Source organism: Rhodobacteraceae bacterium S2214 (assembly GCA_025141675.1).
GTDB lineage: Bacteria > Pseudomonadota > Alphaproteobacteria > Rhodobacterales > Rhodobacteraceae > Yoonia.
In genome coordinates this window covers 1,271,663-1,292,512 of record CP081161.1, presented here as the reverse complement: position 1 = coordinate 1,292,512, position 20,850 = coordinate 1,271,663, and the positions used below count along the sequence as shown (strand labels likewise).

General features: G+C 57.4%; 14 protein-coding genes. 13 read left to right on the top strand and 1 reads right to left on the bottom strand.

Annotated elements, in window-relative coordinates; genetic code table 11:
• The first annotated feature begins 166 nt into the window (after positions 1-166).
• The 3 genes from K3729_06380 to K3729_06370 all read left to right on the top strand — a co-directional run bounded on the left by K3729_06380 (position 167) and on the right by K3729_06370 (position 5,984).
• A complete protein-coding gene (locus K3729_06380) occupies positions 167-2,617 on the top strand; it encodes a heavy metal translocating P-type ATPase (GenBank protein ID UWR00399.1) in 2,451 nt (816 codons plus the stop codon).
• Complete coding sequence (cueR, locus tag K3729_06375) at positions 2,614-3,006, top strand: Cu(I)-responsive transcriptional regulator (protein UWR00398.1); 393 nt, start codon at positions 2,614-2,616, stop codon at positions 3,004-3,006. The genes K3729_06380 and cueR overlap by 4 nt, the downstream gene beginning before the upstream one ends.
• Before the next feature lie 68 nt (positions 3,007-3,074).
• Positions 3,075-5,984, top strand: coding sequence for an AMP-binding protein (locus tag K3729_06370; GenBank protein ID UWR00397.1), 2,910 nt, complete (start codon positions 3,075-3,077; stop codon positions 5,982-5,984).
• On the opposite strand, the gene K3729_06365 is transcribed toward K3729_06370, so the two are convergent.
• Positions 5,962-6,726, bottom strand: coding sequence for an SDR family oxidoreductase (locus tag K3729_06365; GenBank protein ID UWR00396.1), 765 nt, complete (start codon positions 6,724-6,726; stop codon positions 5,962-5,964). The two genes, K3729_06370 and K3729_06365, sit on opposite strands and share 23 nt — an antisense overlap.
• 222 nt (positions 6,727-6,948) lie before the next feature.
• Between K3729_06365 and K3729_06360 the strand changes: the two genes are divergently transcribed.
• The 10 genes from K3729_06360 (at position 6,949) to cysG (ending at position 20,832) form a co-directional block, all read left to right on the top strand.
• Positions 6,949-7,533 (top strand): ANTAR domain-containing protein, encoded by a 585-nt coding sequence (locus K3729_06360; GenBank protein ID UWR00395.1) that lies wholly within the window; start codon positions 6,949-6,951, stop codon positions 7,531-7,533.
• A complete protein-coding gene (locus K3729_06355) occupies positions 7,530-8,663 on the top strand; it encodes an ABC transporter substrate-binding protein (protein ID UWR00394.1) in 1,134 nt (377 codons plus the stop codon). The genes K3729_06360 and K3729_06355 overlap by 4 nt, the downstream gene beginning before the upstream one ends.
• Positions 8,664-8,923: 260 nt before the next feature.
• Positions 8,924-10,297, top strand: coding sequence for an ABC transporter substrate-binding protein (locus tag K3729_06350; protein ID UWR00393.1), 1,374 nt, complete (start codon positions 8,924-8,926; stop codon positions 10,295-10,297).
• A gap of 107 nt (positions 10,298-10,404) precedes the next feature.
• Positions 10,405-11,478, top strand: a complete 1,074-nt coding sequence (locus K3729_06345; GenBank protein UWR00392.1) for an ABC transporter permease — start codon at positions 10,405-10,407, stop codon at positions 11,476-11,478.
• Positions 11,479-11,483: 5 nt separating this feature from the next.
• Positions 11,484-13,160, top strand: coding sequence for a nitrate ABC transporter ATP-binding protein (locus K3729_06340; protein ID UWR00391.1), 1,677 nt, complete (start codon positions 11,484-11,486; stop codon positions 13,158-13,160).
• Between the two features lie 5 nt (positions 13,161-13,165).
• Positions 13,166-15,598, top strand: coding sequence for a nitrite reductase large subunit NirB (gene nirB / locus K3729_06335; protein UWR00390.1), 2,433 nt, complete (start codon positions 13,166-13,168; stop codon positions 15,596-15,598).
• Positions 15,595-15,936 carry a nitrite reductase small subunit NirD gene (gene nirD / locus K3729_06330; GenBank protein ID UWR00389.1) on the top strand — a complete coding sequence of 114 codons (342 nt, stop codon included), beginning with the start codon at positions 15,595-15,597 and terminating at the stop codon, positions 15,934-15,936. Before nirB ends, nirD begins: the two co-directional genes overlap by 4 nt.
• Positions 15,933-18,509, top strand: coding sequence for a nitrate reductase (locus K3729_06325; GenBank protein ID UWR00388.1), 2,577 nt, complete (start codon positions 15,933-15,935; stop codon positions 18,507-18,509). The genes nirD and K3729_06325 overlap by 4 nt, the downstream gene beginning before the upstream one ends.
• On the top strand, positions 18,506-19,429 hold the full coding sequence (locus K3729_06320) for a glycosyl transferase family 3 (GenBank protein UWR00387.1): 924 nt from the start codon (positions 18,506-18,508) through the stop codon (positions 19,427-19,429). Before K3729_06325 ends, K3729_06320 begins: the two co-directional genes overlap by 4 nt.
• Positions 19,426-20,832: a siroheme synthase CysG gene (cysG, locus tag K3729_06315; protein UWR00386.1), complete on the top strand. Its 1,407-nt coding sequence runs from the start codon at positions 19,426-19,428 to the stop codon at positions 20,830-20,832. The genes K3729_06320 and cysG overlap by 4 nt, the downstream gene beginning before the upstream one ends.
• The last annotated feature ends 18 nt before the right edge of the window (positions 20,833-20,850 follow it).

Sequence of the window (20,850 nt, the reverse complement as noted above, 5' to 3'; positions counted from 1 at the left end):
GCCCAACGCTCCCCCGCGCTTGGGCTTATGGATTCTAGTATACCAGATTGGCGGGCAATTTGTCACCAGACTTTCATTTCGTCGCAAAAGATCACCTATCGCCCTTGACCTTCCAGTCACTGGAAGCCCTATATCCCCTTGTGATGATCACACGAAAGCAATCACAATGAATGACCCGCAAACTCTGACCCTTGGCGTCACACAGCTTAGCTGTGCATCCTGCGTCGGGCGGGCCGAAACGGCTTTGCGTGCGGTTTCAGGCGTTGTGGTGGCAGACGTCAATTTCGCTACGGAAACCGCGAAACTGCAGGTCTCACCAGATTTCTCAGCCACAGATGCTGTCTCCGCCCTCGACACGGCTGGCTACCCCGCAGCCTTAAACACCACACGTTTCACGGTCGAAAACCTAAGCTGCGCATCCTGTGTCGGCCGCGTCGAACGCGCCGTCATGGATCTGCCGGGTGTCGTGTCCGCCGCCGCGAACCTCGCGAATGATGAACTGACCGTGGTTTCTGTCGACGCACATATCACACCTTCAGTCACAGCCGCCGCCGCCAAAGCCGGATACCCCGTCACACTGATCGCAGACGATCACCCCGCCCCCGATGACACCAAAGCCTCAGAGGCCGCGACCCTGAAGCAGATAACCTTCATTGCTGCGATGCTCACCCTGCCTGTCTTTATCCTCGAAATGGGCGGTCACATGATCCCCGCCTTCCATCATTGGGTGATGTCCACCATCGGAATGGGTACAAGTTGGACCGTGCAATTTGTGCTGACCACCATCGTGCTGGCGTGGCCCGGACGGCAGTTCTTCACCAAAGGCATCCCTGCCCTTGCCAAAGCTGCGCCCGATATGAACAGCCTCGTCGCACTTGGGTCCGGGGCTGCATGGAGCTTTTCCACCGTCGCGCTTTTCGCGCCCGCTATTTTGCCGGACGGCACACAAACCGTGTATTTTGAGGCAGCAGCAGTCATCGTCACGCTCATCCTGCTCGGACGATATCTAGAGGCACGCGCAAAAGGCCGCACTGGCGACGCCATTCGCAAACTGGTCAAACTCAGCCCCCAAACCGCCCTTGTTGAACGCGATGGCACCTTCACCCCCACAGATGTCGACAGCATCATCACCGGCGACATCATCCAAACCCGCCCCGGCGAACGGATCGCGGTCGATGGCACAGTGACCGCAGGCACATCCTACGTGGACGAAAGCATGATCACGGGCGAACCTGTGCCGGTTGAAAAAACCGTAGGGGCCGCACTTGTCGGCGGCACGATCAATGGCAACGGCGCGTTAACCTACACGGCGACAAAGGTGGGCGCAGACACCACTTTGGCGCAGATCATCCGCATGGTGTCCGACGCACAAGGTGCCAAACTGCCGATCCAAGATCTGGTCAACCGCATCACCCTATGGTTCGTTCCCGCAGTCATGGCGATTGCCTGCCTGACGATCATTGCATGGCTGGTCTTTGGCCCATCATTCAGCTTTGCCCTAGTGGCTGGCGTCGCGGTCCTGATCATCGCCTGCCCTTGCGCTATGGGGTTGGCGACACCAACCTCAATCATGGTCGGCACCGGACGGGCGGCAGAGCTGGGCGTTCTTTTCCGCCGAGGCACCGCGCTGCAAACGCTTAGCCAAGTGCAGACGGTCGCCTTTGATAAGACGGGCACATTGACCAAAGGCCGCCCTGAACTGACTGATTTTGAAACACTGAATGGCTTTAGGCATGACGACGTGCTGCGACTTGTAGCCTCTGTCGAAGCGCAATCTGAACATCCCATCGCCGCCGCCATTGTGCGTGCAGCAAAGGCGCAATACCTGACCCTGACGCCTCCCGACAATTTCACAGCGATCACAGGGTACGGTGCCAAAGCAACAGTCGACGGCCACGAAATACTCGTCGGCGCGGACCGCCTAATGGCGCGCGAACAGATCGCAATTGACGTCCCGCACACAAAGTTCGGCGAACAAGGCAAATCACCGCTCTATGCGGCAATCGACGGCAAACTTGCCGCTATCATCGCGGTCGCTGATCCGATCAAGCCAAACAGTAAAACGGCGATTGCAGCCCTGCATGACCTTGGCCTATCCGTCGCCATGATCACGGGCGATAACGCGGCCACCGCACAGGCCATCGCGACCCAATTGAACATCGATACAGTCGTGGCAGAGGTCCTGCCTGATGGCAAAGTCGCCGCGATCCAAACCTTGCAGCAAAACGGCACACAGACCGCATTTGTCGGGGATGGCATCAACGACGCGCCCGCTTTGGCCGCATCAGACGTCGGCATCGCCATCGGCACAGGCACCGACATCGCGATTGAAGCCGCCGACGTCGTACTCATGTCAGGCGATCTGCGGGGCGTCGTCAACGCGCTACACCTCAGCCAGAAAACCATGCGTAATATTAAGCAAAACCTGTTCTGGGCGTTCGGCTACAACGCGCTTCTGATCCCAGTCGCGGCAGGCGTTTTTTACCCGCTTTTCAATCTGTTGTTGTCCCCCGCGCTCGCGGCCGGCGCGATGGCACTTTCCAGCGTTTTTGTCGTCACCAACGCGTTGCGACTTCGCTGGGTCAACGCCCCCATGGCAGAGGACGCACGCTCATGAACATCGGAGACGTCGCAAAACGCACCGATCTACCGCCGAAAACGATCCGATATTACGAAGACATCGGGTTGATCAAACCGCAACGCGACGCCAACGGGTATCGCAGTTTTCAGGACGCCGATATTCACAAGCTGGCTTTCATCGGACGATCCCGCGCCTTGGGGTTCACGATCGACGACTGCCGCAATCTATTGGCGCTTTGGGATGACAAAGACAGGGCTAGCGGCGACGTGCGCGCCATAGCCAAACAACACCTCGCTCAGATCGAAAACAAGATCGCGGATTTGCAATCCATCCACGATACACTGTCGACTTTAGTGACCAAGTGCGCTGGCGATGATCGCCCCGATTGCCCGATCTTGGAAACGCTCGAAACCCTGCCGCGATAACCCGCCACTCCGCTTAACATCTGTGCAAATTTTCGCTCACCTCGTCCATTCGGTCGAGAGGTGCCGCTTTGATATTGCCAATCCCAACGTTTTTCGCGATGCAGTCTTCACACATTCGCACGATGTCGCAAATCGCGGACAAAGTGACGCTTTCGGAGCCTGCATTTTTGACCCAATTCCTACCCGGCCACCACACCATCCCAGATCAAATTGCCAAAGCCATTGCAGAATACGCAGACGCCACAGCGTTTTCTGACGCCGATCTTTGCCTGACATATAACGACATCTCTCGGCTCGCTCACGCCTTGAAGACACATCTTCCAGCCCTCGGTCCCGTGGCTGTTTTTGGCAAGCCTTCATCAGTATTTGGGGCCGCAACGACGGCCTGCATCGTGATGGGCCGCCCCTTTGTGCACCTCGATCCGGCAATGCCCACAGACGTTCTGGCCAATATCCTTGCCGAACTGGAAACGAAAACTGTTCTGCAGTGCCAACCCGCCAAAGATGGGCAATTGCCGACGGGTTGCGACTTGGTCGACATCCCACAAATCATTTCTGAACGCGCCCCCGCACCTGAAGGCGCAATCGAAGCCGGACAGGTAAAATCGGACGATGCGATCTACATCGTCGCGACCTCCGGCACGACAGGCAAACCAAAGTGCATCCCCGTCACGCAAGAAGCCGCATTCTTGTCCTACGCATGGCGCGACGCCTACACGCCCTACGCGCCAGGCCAATCCATCGGGGCCTATATCTTTGCGATCTGGGAAATGTTCCGCCCTTTGCGCGATGGCGCACGTGTCTGCTTTCCAACCTTCGAACAACTGCTGAACCCACGCGAATTGGCGGCATTCCTGATCGAACACAACATTTCCGAGATGCTGTTCACGCCGTCCGCCTTGGACAAAACGTTGCAGGCATCGACCACAGAAATGATGCAAAACGTGCCGCTCAAACGGATCATCCTCAACGGCGAAGTCGTCACCGACGCCCTGATCGCAGCCGCGCAGGAAAAGCTGCCGAATGCCACGCTCTGGAACCTCTACAGCATCTGCGAAACCCACGACATCGCGATGACTAACGTCTCGGCAACCGACCGCAGCGCAGGCGCCGTTGGCGTCGCAATGCCCTATCTGCGCCCAGTCATTTTGGACGATAATGACGACCCGTGCCCCACAGGCACCCCCGGTTTGCTACATTTCGAAGGACCGCGCATGTTGGGGCCCGGCTACGTCAACCGCCCGCAAGAAACAGCACTGCGGTTCCGCAACCTGACACTTGATGACCAAAACACACGGCTCTACGACACCGGCGATCAAGGCTTCGTCGGCGAAGACGGCATGATCCACGTTTTGGGTCGCGTGGCGCATATGCTGAAACTGCGCGGGCACAGTATCCAGACCCAAGACCTGACGGCATCCTTGGCAAGCTTTATCGGCTTTCAACAGGCAGTCCCATGGATCCAGGACGTCGCGGGCCAAGGCAACGCCTTGGTGTTCTATTACGCAGCTACCGCCGCGCAAACGACTGATAACGCCACGAAATGGGGCCTCAACGCGGGCGAAAACCGCATCCCACCCGCCTTGGCAAAGGCGTTGCGCAAAGCCCTGCCCGCCTATTGCATCCCCAGCTATCTGGTCGCCCTGCCTGAAATCCCGATCAATACGGTGTCTGGAAAATGCGATTTCAAGGCACTGCCCAAGGTCGCGGGCGCACAGGCGCAAACCACTGAAACAGACACGCGCGCGACCGTGTCCGAAGCGGCCAAGGCGCTTGGGTGCGCAGCTGACATGATCGACCCGAGCCTATCCTTTCATGACCTTGGCGGGGATTCACTGATGGCCGTGACGCTCGTTCTCGCGCTTGAAACCGCCTATGGGCGTCGGGTCGATTTCGATTTTGCGTTGAACGTCCCGCTCGACCGTTTGCACAAAATCCTGACCGAACCGATGATCGCGCCAAAGCCGGACAGCACCTTCGACACCCCGGGCATATTGCTGACAGGGGCGACCGGATTTCTAGGGCGTCACGTGCTCACAGCAGCAGCCAAATCATTGCCGGACGACCACGTCATCTATTGCCTCGTCCGCCCCAAACGACGGGACGCGACGGACCGGATGCGCGACATCGCGACCGACAGCGGCGTGCCGATGAACCGCGTCAGGATCATCACCGCAGCGCTGGAAGACCCGCAATTTGGGCTGCCCGCAACCCAGTATCAATCGCTCTGCGATGCCACACAAAGCGTGGTACATTGCGCCGCGATGGTGAACCTCGCCGTGGATCGCGACACGATGGAAGATTGGTCAAAGGACGGCATGGAAAACATCCTGCAGTTCTGCAAGGACGCGCAGGCCGATCTGCGGTTCTCGTCCACCTCTGCGGTGTTCCCCGACACAGGCGAGCGGCATCCGGAAACAGCAACGACCGTCTACCACAATTGCGGCGGCTACGGTGCTGCAAAAATCGCAGCCGAAGCGATGATCGCGGCCTCCGGTATTCCGGCAACTATCGTGCGGCTCCCGTCGCTTTACAGCATCACGCAGCCTAACCCGAACGACATTTACGAGACTATCATGACAGCCTGCCGCGCGATCCATGCGGTGCCCGATGGTCTAATGTTCCGGATGATCGATGTGCACCACGCCGCGCAATTCTTAGCAGAGGTCGGGCAGCCCCACGGGACCCAAACCTACAACCTGACACCCAACATTTGGGCCACTGGTGAAGACACTGATTATACAAAACTACCAGTGCAAACGTGGTTGGACAAAGCACCGCTCAGCGACGCACAGAAAGCGCTAATTGTCGCCGATCTATCCGTCTTGCACGCCGACGCGACCCTTTCCCACGAAAAGGCGCAGGCGGCATGGCAGGCCATATCTGACCTGCCTTTTGATCACATCAGTGACCCCACCGCATTGCTAAACGCAAGGTTTGGCCGCGACGCGGTACCTACCACAGCGATCCCGCGTTGACCTGAATATCTTCCATCGTGATGGCGCGACCAGCGTCGCTGACCAAGAACGCAACGAGATCAGCGATTTCGGACGGCTGGACCAACGCGCCTTGCGGATTGGACGCCTCGTATTTCGCCTGCACCTCTGCACGGGTCGCCCCCGTATCTGCAATTTCCTGATCGACGAATTGCTTCAGCATCTCGGTTTCGACCCACGTCGGGCTGATGCTTGTGCAGGTCACACCATGCGCTGCACCTTCCAGACTAACACACCGGCCAAGCCCCAAAAGGCCCGCTTTTGACGTGCAATAAGCGGCGTTGTCAGGCATCCCGTTGTGGGCGGCAACGGACGCCAGATTGATGATCCGGCCAAATTTCTGCGCAACCATCCCCGGCATCACGGCACGGATCATTTTGAACGTACCAGTCAGGTTTGTATCAATGGTGTCATCCCAAATCTGGTCAGAATGGCCAATAACGGGGGCTTCTTCATACACTCCGGCAGTGTTCACCAAAATATCGACACGCCCGTGATCTACTACGACCTTTTCAACAAAGGCTGCCACGCTCGCACTGTCACGCACATCTAGTCCAGCGACCGCAATAGGTGCGCCGATCTGTTCATGTAGCTTGGCCACAGCTGCGGGATCATTGCCGCGCCGCGCCCCGATGCAGACAGTTGTGCCCGCAGCATGAAGCCGCTTTGCAATCGCAAGTCCCATACCGGACAGGCCGCCCGTGATAATTGCCACTTTCGTCATTGCTGATCCATCCATGTACTGATTGGGGATAATTATGGGTTCGGTATGCGCAGAACGCTTTCAAAGTACAACCAATGGTTCACTGTCGCCTGATCCCGCATACGACCAAAAAATGTGCGTTTCGCCCAAAATCCTAGCGTCCCGTCGCGCACGCAAAATCGAAGGCCTGAAACACAGCTCTGCCTCTCGTGTTTGCCGCCCCTGTGGGACACATCTTGCGCCATGCAAATGGCCACCCGTATTCTTGTCGTCGAACCCGACCCCGAAAAAGCACGCGAAATTATCGACGCGCTTGTTGATGGCGGCTGGCCCGACGTGACCGTCATAGGCCAAACCACCGGACTGGCCGAAGCCGTCCGCACATCATCCCCCGACATCGTGCTAATCGATATCGCCAATCCTGACCGCGACACGCTGGAACATCTCAGCCTGATCTCCGATACAAAGGCCCGCGCCGTCGCCATGTTCGTCGACCAAACTGACGAAGGGTTGACCCAAGCGGCCTTGAACGCTGGCGTCAGCGCCTATGTCGTGGACGGTCTGCAAAAGAACCGGATCAAACCCGTGTTGGAAACGGCCATTGCCCGCTTTCAGATCATGCGCAAAATGCAGTCTGAACTGTCTGCAGCGAAACAAGCGCTGGAGGACCGTAAGACCATCGACCGCGCCAAGGGCATCTTGATGCGGCAGCGCAAACTCGACGAAGACGCGGCTTACGCCCTGCTGCGCAAAACCGCGATGGACCAAAACCGTAAAGTGATCGACGTTGCATCGGCGCTCGTGACTGCGGCGGACCTGCTATCATGAAGGGTCACGTTCTAAATTGCGGCTACCTGCCACTTGTTGACTGCGCTCCGCTGCTCATTGCAAAGGAATTGGGCTTTGCCGCTGAAGAAGGGCTTGATCTGCGGCTGATCAAGCAACCCTCTTGGTCGGCACTGCGCGATAACCTGATCCTTGGGCAGTTGGATGCGGCCCAAATGCTGGCACCGATGCCAATCGCACTGCGCCTCGGCATCGGTGGCGTGCGCGCCGACGTCGATGTGCTGTCAGTGCTTTCCGTCAACGGCACGGTCTTCGGGCTGAGCCAAGCGTTGATCTCGGCACTTGCCCCCGTCCCCTACGGCGATCCTGACGCAATCCTTGCCAAACTGGCACAGCACGGCAAAACGCTGCGGATCGGCGTGCCATTTCACGCATCGACGCATCGGCTACTACTGTCTTACCTGCTCGCGCGTTGCCCTGACATTAAAACCGATGTCATCACTGTCCCGCCGCCGCGCATGGCCGCAGCCATCGCTGACGGGCAGGTTGATGCGTTTTGGGTCGGCGAACCGTGGGGCAGCGTTGCTGTCAAAAACAATGCAGCGGCCATCGTCCTGACAGGATCGCAAATCTGGTCATTCGCGCCGGAAAAAGTGCTGGCAGCGCGGTCCAACTGGGTGACCGACAACCCCGAACCGACACGTGCATTAATGCGGGCGACCTACAAAGCAGGCCAATGGCTCGGCCAACGCAGCAACGCGGCCTTGGCCGTCGATATCCTCGCACGCAGCGAACACCTCGATTTGACCGACGACCTGATTGATCCGGGCATCAGCGGTGAAGTGACACTTGATCCGACCATAGGCCCCCGCCACATCGACAACTTCTTACTGTTCTTCCGAAATGCGTCGCAGTTCCCGTGGCGCAGTCAAGCCGCGTGGATCGCAACCCAGCTTGGGGCCGACGATAACAGCATCGCAGAAGCGAAACGGTGCTTCCGCAGCGATCTGTACCGCGAAAACCTAGGCAGCCTTGGTGTCGATCTTCCCGGTGCGTCCGAAAAAGTCGAAGGGGCGCTCGCCCACGAGACCGCGGTCGCATCAACCCGTGGAAACATGATTCTCGGGCCTGATGCCTTTTTCGATGGCAAAACTTTCGATTTTCACGGCTAAAACCGCACAGTTTTTAAGCAATCTCTGCACCGCAGCAGATTCAACCGCTGCATTGCAGAATCCACGTTGAAGTTCCGACACCCAGCCCGCAAATTATCTTCAAGGGGCATCGAAGCCCGTTACGCGCACAGACCAACGATGGTGGTGCAGCATTCAGAGCAAAGCCGCTCGTATGGACTACGGATCTCCTCCCCCGTGTCCCTACGTGCGGCTTTTTTCGTTTCCAAAGGTCTAACAGGGCCGCCAACAAGGACAGATAAATGAAGACTTCTTTTGCTTTCACACTTGCCACGGTGGCCAGTCTTATGGGGTCCACCGCGACGGCCCAATTGCTTGAACTGGAAAAGGACGAACTGACGTTCGGCTTTATCAAACTGACAGATATGGCCCCGCTTGCCATCGCTTATGAACTTGGCTTCTTCGAAGACGAAGGGCTGTTTGTGACGCTGGAAGCCCAAGCAAACTGGAAAGTATTGCTTGATGGTGTGATCGGCGGTCAGTTGGACGGCGCGCACATGTTGGCTGGTCAGCCATTGGCAGCGACAATCGGCTACGGGACTGAGGCCCACATCATCACACCATTTTCCATGGACTTGAACGGTAACGCGATCACCGTCTCCAACGAAATCTGGGAAGAAATGAAGCCGAACGTTCCAATGATGGACAACGGCCTGCCACAGCACCCGATCAGCGCCGAAGCTTTGGCACCTGTCGTCGAAGACTACAAAGACCAAGGTATCCCGTTCAACATGGGCATGGTTTTCCCTGTCTCCACACACAACTACGAAATCCGCTACTGGTTGGCAGCTGGTGGTCTTGAGCCGGGTTATTATTCCCCTGAAGACATCTCTGGTCAGATCGGCGCAGATGTTCTGTTGTCTGTGACACCTCCACCACAAATGCCCGCAACAATGGAAGCCGGTACAATCTACGGCTACGCAGTGGGCGAGCCATGGAACCAGCAAGCTGTGTTCAAAGGCATCGGCGTTCCGGTCATCACCGACTACGACATGTGGAAGAACAACCCTGAAAAGGTCTTCGGCATCACAGACGAATTCGCCGAAGAAAACCCGAACACAACAATCGCGCTGACCAAAGCTTTGATCCGCGCCGCGATGTGGTTGGACGAAAACGACAACGCTAACCGCGAAGAAGCCGTGGAAATCCTGTCACGCTCTGAATACGTCGGTGCAGACGCCGAAGTGATCGCAAACTCTATGACTGGTTTCTTCGAGTTCGAAAAAGGCGACGTGCGCCCTGCTCCGGACTTCAACGTGTTCTTCCGCTACAACGCGACATACCCGTTCAAATCCGATGCGATCTGGTACCTGACACAGATGCGCCGCTGGGGTCAGATTGCTGAACCAAAGTCCGACGAATGGTTCATCGAAACAGCTGAATCTGTCTACCGTTCCGACATCTACCTTGATGCGGCCCGCGCGCTGGTCGACGACGGCATGGCGAACGAAGCTGACTTCCCATGGGACAGCGACGGTTTCAAAGCCCCAACACCAGCCGCTGACATCATCGACGGCATCGGCTTCGACGGTCGCACACCAAACGCATACATCGACAGCCTGCCAATCGGCCTGAAGGGCGACCAGATCGTGGTCGGCTCCGAAATCCAAGGCTAATCGCCCCTAAATCTGCACCGCGCTGTCACGACGGCGCGGTGCACGCATTGTGCACGTGTTGTGCACGCATTGTGACATCACATTTTTCGCCCCAATGAGGCTTTGACATGACCGCCATCGATCCCGAAACACTTTCCTCCGAAGCCCGCCGCGCGCGGCTATTCACCCGGATCAACACCGCCGACAAGTGGTTTCAGGTGCTGGGTCTGGCATGGGTCACACCGATCCTCAAAGCAGCAGCAGGCGACAACCCCAAAGCACAGCTTGGCGAAATCTGGCGTCTGTTGGGCGTGCCATTGCTGGCGATTTTCCTGTTCTTAGGCGCGTGGGCAGCCCTTGCACCAAAGGTTCAAACATCACTGGGCGCGGTACCAGGACCTGCACAGGTTTGGGAACAAGTCGGTAACTTGCACGCAGACGCGGTACGCGAAGGCGAAAAAGAAGTCGCCTTCTACGAACGCCAAGAACAGCGCAACGCAGACCTCGTCGCAAACGGCCAAGCTGACCGTGTGAAAGAACGGACTTATACTGGTAAACCAACATATTATGACCAAATCTGGACGTCGATCAAAACCGTCTTCTTCGGCTTCCTGATCGCATCCGCTTTTGCCATTCCGCTCGGGATCGCCGCTGGTTTGTCGGCCACAGCCAATGCCGCACTGAACCCGCTGATCCAAATCTTCAAACCCGTCTCACCGCTCGCATGGTTGCCCATCGTGACCATGATTGTGTCGGCGGTTTATGCCAGCAACGACGGCATGTTCTCAAAATCCTTCCTGATCTCAGCGATTACCGTGACGCTCTGTTCGCTGTGGCCAACGTTGATCAACACGTCCCTAGGTGTGGCATCGATCGACAAAGACCTCGTCAGCGTGTCCCGCGTACTGAAAATGAACACTTGGACCAAGATCACAAAACTGGTTCTGCCATCCGCTTTGCCCCTTATTTTCACCGGTTTGCGCCTGTCCTTGGGTGTGGGCTGGATGGTTCTGATCGCCGCTGAAATGCTGGCCCAGAACCCCGGTCTTGGCAAATTCGTCTGGGACGAATTCCAGAACGGATCTTCCCAGTCTCTCGCCAAAATCATGGTTGCAGTGTTCACCATCGGGATCATCGGCTTCCTTCTCGACCGTGTGATGTTCGCGCTGCAATCCATGTTCACATTCTCGAATAACCGGTGATTGATATGAGCATTCTCGAATTCAAGAACGTCTCAAAAAGCTTTGGTACAGGCACTCACGCCAGCCACGTTTTGAAGAACATTGATCTGACTGTCGAAGAAGGTGAATTCCTTGTTTTGCTTGGTTTTTCCGGCACAGGCAAAACGACACTGATCAATCTAATGGCGGGGTTAGAAACCCCGACATCGGGTGAAGTGACCTTCAAAGGCAAGCAGATCAAAGAACCGGGTCGTGAACGCGGCGTGATCTTCCAAAGCTATTCACTGATGCCGTGGCTGACCGTGAACGGCAACGTCATGCTGGCCGTCGACACGATGTTCCCGAACCTGTCTAAAGACGAACGTCAGGCAAAGGTTGATCATTACGTCAAAATGGTTGGCCTCAGCCACGCTGCGACGCGCCGCCCCTCTGAATTGTCGGGTGGTATGCGCCAGCGTGTGAACGTGGCGCGCGCGCTTGCGATGGACCCTGAAATGCTGTTGCTCGACGAACCGCTGTCCGCGCTTGACGCGCTGACACGCGCCAATCTGGCGGACGAAATCGAAGGCATCTGGTCCGAAGATAAAAAGACCTGCGTCTTGATCACAAACGACGTGGACGAAGCCATTTTGCTGGCCGACCGGATCATCGCGCTGAACCCCGACGGGACCTTGGGCGAAGAGTTCAAAGTTGATCTTCAGCGCCCCCGCGACCGCATGGAAATGAACAACAACGACACGTTCAAACGCTTGCGCGCGGATGTGACGACTTACCTGATGGATATCGGCATTGCGGCAAAAACGGCTGACACGAAGCTGTTGCCAAACGTCACGCCGATCCATTCTGTCCCTGCCGCTGTTCTCAAGGCCCAAGAAGGCGGGATCGAGGAAAAGTACCTCAACTTCAGTCAGTTGGACAAAGTATACCCTACGCCTAAAGGTCCGCTGACCGTTGTCGAAAACTTCGATCTAAAGGTGGAAAAGGGCGAATTCATCAGCCTGATCGGCCATTCTGGTTGCGGCAAATCCACTGTCCTGACGATGGCCGCTGGCCTGAACGACATCTCGAAAGGTGCGATCAAATTGGATGGCTGGAACGTCGAAGGTGCCGATCCGGAACGCGCCGTTGTGTTTCAATCGCCGAACCTGTTCCCTTGGCTGACTGCCAAGGAAAACGTCGCGATTGGCGTTGACAAAGTTTACCCAAAAGCCAGCCAAGCGGAACGCCAAGATGTCATTGAATATTACCTTGAGCGCGTCGGTCTCGCTGACAGTATGGATAAGGGCGCCGCGTCGCTTTCCAACGGGATGAAGCAACGTGTGGGCATCGCCCGCGCCTTTGCTTTGTCCCCGAAGCTGCTGCTTTTGGATGAACCGTTCGGCATGCTCGACAGTCTCACACGGTGGGAACTGCAAGAGGTGCTGATGGAAGTGTGGTCGCGCACGAAAGTAACCGCGATCTGTGTGACGCATGACGTGGACGAAGCCATCTTGTTGGCAGACCGCGTTGTGATGATGACCAACGGCCCACAGGCGACAATCGGGAAAATTACGGATGTCAAACTGCCACGTCCACGCACCCGCAAGGCTCTGCTCGAACATCCCGATTACTACACGTACCGTCAGGAAGTCCTCGATTTCCTTGAAGAATACGAACACGGCGCAAAGCCGAAACCCAAAGCCACAGCAATTGCGGCGGAGTAAATCACATGAGTGACCATCTAATCATTATCGGCGCTGGCATGGCGACTGGCCGCGCGATTGAAGACTTACGTAGCGCAGGGTCCGATATCAAAATCACCCTGTTCAACGCGGAACCGCGCGGGAACTACAACCGCATCATGCTGTCCCCTGTTCTTGCGGGCGACAAAACCTACGAAGAAATCGTCACGCACGACGACGCTTGGTATGCAGAACATGATGTAACCTGCCGTTTCGGCGAAAAAGTTGATGCGATTGACCGCGAAGCAAAGACGATCACCGCGGCAAACGGCGATGTGCTGTCCTATGACAAACTGATGTTTGGCACTGGGTCGAACCCGTTTATGATCCCCCTGCCCGGTCACGATCTGGACGGCGTGATTGCCTACCGCGATCTGGAAGATACGCAAAAAATGATGGACCTTGGTCCTGACAACAAATGTGTTGTGATCGGTGGTGGTCTGTTAGGTCTGGAAGCCGCGGCAGGCATGGCCGCACGCGGTGTCGATGTCACCGTGATCCATATCATGGGCCACCTGATGGAACGTCAGTTGGATGAAGCGGCTGGTTACCTGCTGCGTAAAGCATTGGTTGATAAAGGCATTACGGTTAAATGCTCTGCCAACTCCAAAGAAATTCTTGGTGAGAACGGCAAGGTGCGCGCCCTGTTGCTTGACGACGGGACTGAATTGCCCTGTGATCTGTTGGTTATGGCCGTGGGCATCCGTCCAAACGTGAAACTGGCCCAAGATGCGGGTCTGGCTGTTGGAAAAGGCATCCATGTCGATGACCAGATGGTCACGTCTGACCCCGATATTCTGGCCGTTGGCGAATGTGTCGAACATAACGGTGCGATCTTTGGTTTGGTTGCCCCGCTTTACGATCAAGCCAAGGTTGCCGCGAAAACTCTGCTGGGTGAAGACGCGACGTTTGTTCAGAAAGAGCTGTCTACCAAGCTGAAAGTCACGGGTTGCGATCTGTTCAGTGCCGGTGATTTTGCCGAAGGCGAAGGCCGCGAAGACATCGTGTTCCGCGACCCTGCGCGCGGCGTCTACCGTCGTTTGGTCATCGAAAACAACGTGATCGTCGGTGCGGTGATGTACGGCGACACGGCCGACAGCAACTGGTTCTTCGGCCTGATCAAAGACAAAACCGATATCGCCGATATGCGTGAAACGGTGATCTTTGGCCCTGCCTTTCAGGGGGGTGCCGCTGTGGACCCGCTCTCAGCCGTTGCAGCCTTACCGCGTGATGCGGAAATCTGTGGGTGCAACGGCATTTGTAAGGGCGAAATCGAAGATGCGATTGCGGCGGGGTCCACGGACCTTGTTGGCATCAAGGCGACAACCAAGGCGTCTGCGTCTTGCGGGACATGTACGGGTCTTGTTGAACAGGTTCTGGCCGTCACGCTTGGCGATGACTTTGTGATCCCAGCGGCGGCGACCGTGTGTGGTTGCACCGACATGACCCACGAAGACGTGCGGCGCATGATCAAATCCCAGAAACTGACGTCAATGAACGCGGTTTGGCAGGAATGTGGATGGAAAACGGTGGACGGATGCCCGACCTGCCGCCCTGCGCTGAACTTTTACCTGCTGGCTGACTGGCCGCTGGAATACAAAGACGACCCGCAGTCCCGTTTTATCAACGAACGTAAGCACGCGAACATCCAGAAAGATGGCACGTTTAGTGTCGTGCCACGGATGTGGGGCGGGATCACCACGCCGGACGAACTGCGCGCTATTGCCGACGCCGCCGACAAATACATGGTGCCAACCGTAAAGGTGACTGGCGGTCAACGGATCGATTTGCTGGGTGTGAAGGGCGAGGATCTGCCGGGCATCTGGAAGGATCTAAACGACGCTGGCATGGTGTCCGGCTACGCCTATTCCAAAGGCCTGCGCACCGTGAAGACCTGTGTGGGTACGGATCATTGCCGTTTTGGCACGCAGGACAGCACGGGTCTTGGTATCAAGCTGGAAAAGACGCTGCACGGTGCTTGGACGCCGCACAAGCTGAAGCTGGGCGTGTCCGGTTGCCCGCGCAACTGCGCCGAAGCAACTTGTAAAGACATTGGCGTGATCTGCGTCGACAGTGGTTACCAGATCAGCATCGGTGGTGCGGCAGGCATGGACGTCAAAGAAACCGAACTGCTGGTGCAGGTCCCGACCGAGGATGAAGCGATCCTAGTTATCAAAGCCGTATCGCAGTTGTACCGCGAACAGGCCAAATATCTTGACCGTATCTACAAATGGATGGCCAAAGTCGGGCTTGATTGGATCAAGGAACAGATCGTTGATGATCTGGATAACCGCGCTGCTTTGGTGGATCGTTTCGAGCTGTCTCAGACTATCTACCGCCATGATCCATGGGCGGAACACGTGAAGAAAGCGGAAACATATCAACCGCTTGCAAACCTATCGTTGGAGGCCGCAGAATGACCCAGTGGATTGATGTTGCACCGTTGGACGACGTACCCGCGCGTGGCGCACGGATGTTGAAAACCGCACATGGCTGTGTCGCTGTGTTCCGGACAGCGGATGACGAAGTCTTCGCGCTTGATAACACATGCCCGCACAAACAGGGGCCATTGGCCGAAGGGATCGTGCATGGCAAATCCGTTACCTGCCCGTTGCACAACTGGGTGTTCAGCTTGGAAACGGGTATGGCACAGGGACAAGACGTGGGCCAAGTCGCCACATACCCCGCCCGTGTTGACGCAGGTCGTATCCTGATCGACGCGGCCCAGCTGACCGGACGTGCGGTGGCTGCGGAATGACCCTGACGAAGACCACCTGCCCTTATTGTGGTGTTGGCTGCGGCGTGCTTGCTGGGGCTGATGGTACGTTGAAGGGCGATCCGGATCATCCTGCCAACTTTGGGCGGTTGTGTTCCAAAGGGACGGCATTGGGCGAAACCATCGATCTTGATGGTCGCCTGTTGCATCCGGTGGTCGACGGCAAACGCGCGGATTGGGACAGCACGCTGTCACTGGTCGCCGACAAATTCAGCGCTGCAATTGCCGAACACGGTCCTGATAGTGTGGCCTTTTATGTGTCGGGCCAGTTGCTGACCGAAGATTACTACGTCGCGAACAAGCTGATGAAGGGCTATTTCGGGGCGGCCAATATCGACACGAATTCACGGCTTTGCATGGCGTCATCTGTTGTCGGGCACAAACGCGCTTTTGGCACTGACACCGTTCCTGGCACCTATCAGGATTTGGAACAGGCCGATGTGATCGTGTTGGTCGGATCGAACCTTGCGTGGTGCCACCCTGTGCTGCACCAACGCATCGCCGCCGCGAAAGAGGCCCGTCCAGAGATGCGGGTGATCAATATTGATCCACGCAAAACTGCGACAAGCGATCTGGCTGATACGCACCTCCGGATTGCACCTGACGGTGACGTCGCACTATTCAACGGTTTGCTGAGCCATATCGTCGCCACTGGCGCTGTCGATCAAGACTACGTTGATGCGCACGTCAATGGGTTCGATGCAGCCATTGCCGCAGCCCGCGACACGGACGTCGCTGATACGGGTCTGTCCGATATCGAGTTGCAGGACTTTTACGCGCTTTGGACGGGGACCAAGAAGGTCATGACCCTTTATTCCCAAGGCGTGAACCAATCCGCCAGCGGTAGTGACAAAGTCAACGCGATCCTAAATTGCCACCTCGCGACGGGTCGTATCGGCAAGGTCGGCGAAGGTCCGTTTTCCCTGACCGGACAACCTAACGCAATGGGTGGTCGCGAAGTTGGTGGTCTGGCCAATATGCTCGCTAATCACCTCGATATCGAAAATGCGGACCACCGTGACGCGGTGCAATCTTTCTGGGAAAGCCCCACGATCTGTACGCAAGCGGGTCTGAAAGCCGTCGATCTGTTCGACGCCTGTGCATCCGGCAAAATCAAAGCCTTGTGGGTCATGTCAACCAACCCTGCCGTGTCGATGCCGAATGCCGATGCGGTCGCTGATGCGATCAAAGCGGTGCCTTTCGTTGTCGTGTCTGACATCATGGAACGCACCGATACGGGCGATCTGGCCGACGTATTGCTGCCCGCCGCTGGTTGGGGCGAAAAGGACGGCACAGTCACAAATTCCGAACGCCGAATATCGCGACAACGGTCGTTTCTGCCAATGCCGAGTGAGACGCGCGCGGATTGGAAAATCATCTGCGATGTCGCTGTGAAGATGGGATTTGGAGATGCATTCGCGTTTGAGACGCCAGCTGATGTTTTCGCCGAATACGTCGCCCTGTCCGCCGATGTGTCAGGCTTTGGCCGCGATTTGGATCTGAGCGTTTTTGCAGATGCCGACTACGCGAACCTGATCCCGACACAATGGCCCGCGAACGACCGTCGCTTCTTTGCAGACGGGAAATTCTACCACGCGGACGGCAAAGCCAAGATGCTGCCAATAACCGCCCCGACCCTGAGCAAGACAGATTTCCGTTTGAATACGGGCCGTAACCGCGATCAATGGCACACAATGACGCGCACCGGTAAGACTGCGCGACTCGGGGCACATCTGGCAGAACCTTATTTGGAACTACACCCCGAAGATGCGAATGCCAAAGGTATTACAGACGGTGATCTGGTCACAGTCAGCAATGATTTCGGACAAGCCGTGCTGCGTGTTCTGGTGACTGACCGTGTGGCCGTTGGCCAACCCTTTGCCCCGATGCATTGGACGAAACAGCGCAGCCGCAACGGGACAGTGAACGCGACGCTCGCGCCCGTGACTGATCCGTTTTCGGGTCAACCTGCCCTGAAAGGCGGCGATGTAGCACTTGCAAAATTCGACGCCGCTTGGTTCGGGTTTGTGGCCTGTGCCAATGCGATGGAACCGACGGCCGATTACGCAGCGCTCGCCCGTACGCAGACAGGCTGGCAGATGGAATTGGCGGGTCAGACGATGCCCGACGACTGGGCTGATTTCACGATCATGCTCACTGGATTAGCTGACGCCGATGTCGCCCTTGTGACTGATCCCGCGTCAGGCACAACGCGGATTGCGATTTCCCAAGATGGCGTCGTTCAGGCGCTTGGCTTCTTTGGCAAATCCCCCATCGCGTTGTCACGCAACACGGCTATCAACGCGATTGGCACGACCGACGCGCCACTTTCAGCGCTCAGCGGGCGTCCTGCGGCTGATCGTCCTGATCCCGGTGTGACCGTATGCGCCTGTCTGAATGTGGGCCGGAACACATTGTTGAACGCGATCGCGGGCGGCGCGGCAACTGTCCCAGCTTTAGGCGATTGCACCGGTGCCGGAACCAACTGCGGATCGTGCAAACCCGAATTGGCAGCACTAATCGCAAGCGCAACAATCCCGATGGCAGCCGAATGAGCCTCGCGCCCTATGTCCAGATCGTCGCCCGCGGCCAAGGGCGCGCACGGCCTATGACGCTGAATGAGGCCCGCGCTGCCATGACGCTGATGCTGTCGGGCGATGCGGAACCCGAAGCCGTCGGCGCATTGCTGATGGTGTTGCGTTTACGCGGCGAAGTTCCCGCTGAAATCGCAGGGTTTACTGCCGCGTTGCGAGATCATGTGCATGGCACCGTCCCAGCGGCTGATCTGGATTGGCCCGTTTATGCGGCGGGCCGGACACGCGGTGTGCCGCTGTTTTTGCTGTCGGCAAGGTTGGTTGCGCAGGCCGGCTATAAAGTTTCGATGCATGGCTGGAACGCCCCTGCGGCGCTTCGTGACCACCTGCATTTGGCAGGGCCAAGCATCACGTACAGCCCGCTCGAAGATGTCGCGCCCGCCGCGTTTCGCCTGTTGAAATTGCGCGATACTTTTGGCCTGCGATCCTGCATCAACACGGTGCTACGGATGTGGAATCCGTCGGGTTCAGCCGCGACCGTACAGGGTGTGTTTCATCCGTCATATCGCAGTCTGCAGGCTGAAGCCGCGCATCTGTTGGGCCAGACCGATTTGACGATTATCAAAGGCGGCGGTGGCGAATTCGAACGGCATCCGTCCAAAGGCGTCACGCTGTTTGGTCTGCGCGGTGGCGATCATATTGCCGAAGATGCGCCCGCGCTTTTGCCCGTTACCCGCCGTTTGCACGAAGCGGATGACGCGCTGGACCTTGGCCAAATCTGGCAAGGCCACCGCACGGATCGCTTCGCCACAGCAACGGTCACCGGAACGGCTGCGCTGGCTTTGTGGACCCTGCGCGCCGCACCAACCTTACCCGACGCACAAACGATGGCTGATGATCTTTGGGATCGCCGCCATCAGACAGAAGGACTAAGCGCATGAAAACCTTCCCGATGTTTCTGACAATGGCGGGCCGTCGCGTTGTTATCGTGGGTGGCGGCGAACAAGCCGCACAAAAGTCACGGTTGATCCTGAAAACCGAAGCCGAAATCGTTGTGATGGCCCCTGCCTTGGACGAAGAGCTGTCAGCGCTCGCCGCCGCTGGTAAATTGCGCCATGACACATCACCGATTACCGCCGCACATTTTGAAGATACCGCTTTGGTCTTTGTCGCCTCTGGTTGCCCGGGCATCGATGCCGCGATCCACGCGATTGCCAAGGATGCAGGTGCGACCGTCAATGTCGTCGACCAACCTGCGTTGTGCGACGCAATTACCCCGTCGATCGTGGACCGTGACCCTGTTGTCGTGGCGATTGGCACCGAAGGCACAGCGCCCGTTCTTGCCCGCCAGATCAAAACGCAAATGGAACAAGCGTTGGAACCGCGGCTTGGGGATCTTGCCGCACTTGCGGGACGGTTGCGCGACGCAGCCGCCGCCCGTCTTGCCCCACGCGCACGGCGTGATTTGTGGCGCTGGGTCTTTAACGCAGCCCCGCGCGAAGCCCACGCACGCGGCGCAGAACGCGAAGCGGCCAGCCTGATCAAGAACGCGATCGCCACAGGCGAGATTGACGCAAAAGGTGCGGGCAGCGTGTCGCTGGTCGGAGCCGGTCCGGGATCAAAGGACCTCATCACATTACGCGGAGTGCAACGCTTGCAAGAAGCCGACGTGATCTTTTACGACCGCCTGCTGGAGCCTGAAATCTTGGAACTGGCCCGCCGCGATGCCGAACGCGTTTACGTGGGCAAGGCCCCCGGATGCCATAGCTGGCCGCAGGAAAAGATCACGCAAACGTTGATTTCTGCCGCAAAACGCGGGCAGCGCGTGGTACGGTTGAAGTGCGGCGATCCCGGTGTCTTTGGACGCGGCGGCGAAGAGGCGCGCGCGTTGAAAGCCCATGACATCGACGTCGAAATTGTACCGGGCGTTACAGCTGCTTGCGCAGCAGCAGCTGCGATTGGCGAAAGTCTGACAGACCGCGACGAAGTGAATACGCTGGTGCTGACGACGGGACACCTGCAAGACGGCTACGTTGTCCCCGAGGCCGTGATGAACATGCGTCCGGGCACCTGCGTGGCGCTTTATATGGCAGTTGGCGCTGCGGCAGATATCGGTGCCCAGATCGAGGCCCTGTACGGTGTCGACCAAATCGAAATCACGGCAGTGGCCCACGCACAACGCAGTTCGCAGAAGGTCGTCAAAAGCTGCGTGCGCCAGCTTTCCGATGATCTGGAGTCGGCAGGCATTACGGATACGGCGATTGTGTTCCTGCGGTGGCCTGACACGAAACAGATCGAACAGCCTGTTGTTCCCGCGGCACCGAAGTTGACGATGGTCTCGTAAATTGAGCATGCATGATTC

Coding starts and splice junctions, on each gene's coding strand:
- K3729_06380 (UWR00399.1), top strand. CDS start 167: ATGAATGACCCGCAAACTCTGACCCTTGGCGTCACACAGCTTAGCTGT.
- cueR (UWR00398.1), top strand. CDS start 2,614: ATGAACATCGGAGACGTCGCAAAACGCACCGATCTACCGCCGAAAACG.
- K3729_06365 (UWR00396.1), bottom strand. CDS start 6,726: ATGACGAAAGTGGCAATTATCACGGGCGGCCTGTCCGGTATGGGACTT.
- K3729_06360 (UWR00395.1), top strand. CDS start 6,949: ATGCAAATGGCCACCCGTATTCTTGTCGTCGAACCCGACCCCGAAAAA.
- K3729_06355 (UWR00394.1), top strand. CDS start 7,530: ATGAAGGGTCACGTTCTAAATTGCGGCTACCTGCCACTTGTTGACTGC.
- K3729_06350 (UWR00393.1), top strand. CDS start 8,924: ATGAAGACTTCTTTTGCTTTCACACTTGCCACGGTGGCCAGTCTTATG.
- K3729_06345 (UWR00392.1), top strand. CDS start 10,405: ATGACCGCCATCGATCCCGAAACACTTTCCTCCGAAGCCCGCCGCGCG.
- K3729_06340 (UWR00391.1), top strand. CDS start 11,484: ATGAGCATTCTCGAATTCAAGAACGTCTCAAAAAGCTTTGGTACAGGC.
- nirB (UWR00390.1), top strand. CDS start 13,166: ATGAGTGACCATCTAATCATTATCGGCGCTGGCATGGCGACTGGCCGC.
- nirD (UWR00389.1), top strand. CDS start 15,595: ATGACCCAGTGGATTGATGTTGCACCGTTGGACGACGTACCCGCGCGT.
- K3729_06325 (UWR00388.1), top strand. CDS start 15,933: ATGACCCTGACGAAGACCACCTGCCCTTATTGTGGTGTTGGCTGCGGC.
- K3729_06320 (UWR00387.1), top strand. CDS start 18,506: ATGAGCCTCGCGCCCTATGTCCAGATCGTCGCCCGCGGCCAAGGGCGC.
- cysG (UWR00386.1), top strand. CDS start 19,426: ATGAAAACCTTCCCGATGTTTCTGACAATGGCGGGCCGTCGCGTTGTT.